This window comes from Eudoraea sp. (assembly GCF_049665975.1).
Classification (GTDB): Bacteria; Bacteroidota; Bacteroidia; order Flavobacteriales; family Flavobacteriaceae; genus Eudoraea.
Genome location: NZ_JBATGR010000420.1, coordinates 1 through 2,812 on the forward strand (window position 1 = coordinate 1; position 2,812 = coordinate 2,812).

Sequence of the window (2,812 nt, forward strand, 5' to 3'; positions counted from 1 at the left end):
CTTAATTAACAGACAAAAGACAAAATAAAATCTATTTTATGTGTAACATTGGTGTCAAAATCTACTCTTTGGTAAAAATAAGTGTTAACAATAAAAATTTCAGATCATGCAAAAAATAATTAAGACAGGAGTGTTAGTTGCACTCATTTTTACAGGATTACCACAATTATTTGGTCAATCTGCGACCATTGCCGTAGAGCCTTTTACCAAAGTTATTATCAGTCCTCATATAGAAGTTAATTTACAGGAAGGGGATCAGGAAAATGTGGTTCTTGAGAATGCCGAAGTTCCACGGGAGAAAATTAATGTTGAGGTAGTGAACGGTACCTTGCGTATATATTTAGACGATGCCAAGATGTATACCAAAAGCAAAAAAGTAAAAGGAGAAGAATGGTCTGGAAGGGAAGACATTTACAAGGGTACAATGGTTACAGCTAATATTACCTATAAAACATTAGAAAAACTATCTGTTAGGGGAGAGGAGACTATAAGATGCAGCAGCCCAATAGCGCAAAACGACTTAGAATTAACAATTTATGGAGAATCAAGGGTGTATTTAAATGAGGTCTCATTACAAAAGTTTTCTGTTGCCATATATGGTGAAAGCTATCTGGAAGTTGAAAGTGGCTCCGCCAATCATCAAAAATATAAGGCATATGGTGAAAGTGAGGTAAATACACTTAAGATGGACAATTCATCCACTAAAATTACCGCCTATGGTGAAAGTGAATTTAAGGTAAATGTTTCTGACAAATTGAAAGTAACATGCTATGGGGAATCTCAAATAGAATACAAAGGAAATGCAGAAGTAGATACAGGTATAGTTATAGGCGAGGCATCCATTCGAAAAATTGGTTAGCACTTAACCTCAATTATAATTCAGTTAATAAAAAGAGAACCCGCCATTTGGCGGGTTCTCTTTTCTTTTATGGATACCCTAAAGAGCAATTATTCAAAATCTTCTGCGGTTAATTCTACATTAATAACGGCTTCTAATAATTTGGTCTCTATTAATTGTGGCCCCATAGAACCTACTTTAATTGAAGGAAATTTTATTCCATCTACTTCCTGATAATCTTTATAATTAACCTCCTGATTTTGAGTTTGACCATTCATGTTGATTATTGTGGCCTCCTTTACTTTTAACCCCGATTCCACATCATAAAAATAAGTAGTCTGAACCGTTTCTCCGGGAACTTCGATTTTGTAAGCAGCTTTGCCATCTACATCTTCTGTACCCGTAAGTTTTGCTTTAGTACTTAAAGCTATTCCCTGTTCAGGAAAAATTCCAATGGCAGCTTTCATATCCTGCTGCATTTCTGGCGGTAATGGAACTTTGTTGCCACCTTGTTTCATAAATAATTCATCTCCTTTGGCAATAACACCCATCATTGGGGCATCATTCATGTAGGTAGTTTGCACATACTTATCAGCAGCCCTTTTTTCCTCGGTTTTAATAATTGATCCCATTGCAGAACCTTCGTAAACCAGTTTTAAGGATTGAATCTTCTTCACCTCCGCTTTTCCTCCGATTGCTTCAAAATAGGCGTCTATTACACTCTGGACATTAACCCCTTCGGGTAAGGCAATATCATAACTTGGTTTTTCTACTCCTTTTGCATACTTATCATAATAGTTTACAGGAAGCATTCTGCCATTAAAAGGAATTTTTTCCAGACTTTCCAAAACCTCACTTCCTTTGCCGGCTACCACTATCCTTGCATTATTTATATGGAAGTATTTTTTAGCAGCTTTCTGAACATCTTCAACTGTAATTGCATTTATACGTTCTAAATACGTCTTATAAAAATCTTTGGGTAAGCCTTCTGTTTCAATATTTAGAGCATATCTGGCTATTGTAGAAGGTTGTTCTAAAGCCAATACAAAACTTCCCACATATACAGATTTTGCAATTTTCAATTCCTCTTCAGAGATTGGATCTGTGATAATTTTATCTATTTCACCCAATAACTCCACAATTGCACTGTCAGTAACTATATTTCTTACGGGAGTAAATGCCTTAAATGTAGAAGCCCCATATTTATTATCACCAAGTCTTGATCTTGAATAATAAGTGAACGCCTTATCTTCTCTTAAATTCTGTTCTAATCGACTAACAGATGCTCCACCTAAAATAAAGTTTGTAATCTTTGCTGGTAGATAATCCTCATCTTTCATTTCAAGGTTTACAAGATTTACAACGCTTACTTCTGATTGTACTGCATTGGGAACATCCACAAAGTTGATCTGAGTATACTGCACTTCCAGTGGATCGGAGTATCCTAATGCCGGAGGCGATGCTTTTACCCAATCGTCAAAATATTTAGTCACTAATTCTTTAACCTCATTAAATTTTACATCTCCGATCACTACCAGATAAGCGTTGGCGGGCACAAATAATTCACTATAAAACCTTTGAACATCTGCGAGTGTAACATTATTCACGGTCTCTTCTGTCGCAAACTCACCATAAGGGTGGTTTAGTCCATAAGCCAAAGCATTTTGAACTCTATTCGCAATTGCAGATACGTCCTTTTCCTCCGTTTTAAGTCCCGTTATAAGCTTGGCCTTTTCTTTGTCAAATTCTTCCAGGGTAAAGTTGGGATTAATTGCAGCATCTGCCATAAGTTCCAAAATTCTTGGAAAATATTTGGATAAAGATGAGGCAGAGGCACTTTGAAATCTAAAGTTTATTCGTGCACCTAGAAAATCTACTTCTTCAATAAAGTCATCCTTGGAAATTGTTTTAGAACCATTTCCTAACAAACTTCCGGTAAGTATAGACACACCAGCCTTATCACCTTCGGCAACA

Annotated in this window: 2 protein-coding genes; one reads left to right on the plus strand and one right to left on the minus strand. The window is 36.1% G+C overall.

The genetic code is table 11. From position 1 onward, the window contains the following. Positions 1–106: 106 nt before the first annotated feature. On the plus strand, positions 107–859 hold the full coding sequence (locus WBN20_RS13725) for a head GIN domain-containing protein (protein ID WP_424275591.1): 753 nt from the start codon (positions 107–109) through the stop codon (positions 857–859). 89 nt (positions 860–948) lie between these two features. On the opposite strand, the gene WBN20_RS13730 is transcribed toward WBN20_RS13725, so the two are convergent. Beyond that, a partial coding sequence (locus tag WBN20_RS13730) for an insulinase family protein (protein ID WP_424282098.1) occupies positions 949–2,812 on the minus strand: 1,864 nt, incomplete at its 5' end.

Bases quoted from the DNA above. Each gene is read 5' to 3' on its own strand.
- WBN20_RS13725 (WP_424275591.1), top strand. From the start codon at position 107: ATGCAAAAAATAATTAAGACAGGAGTGTTAGTTGCACTCATTTTTACA.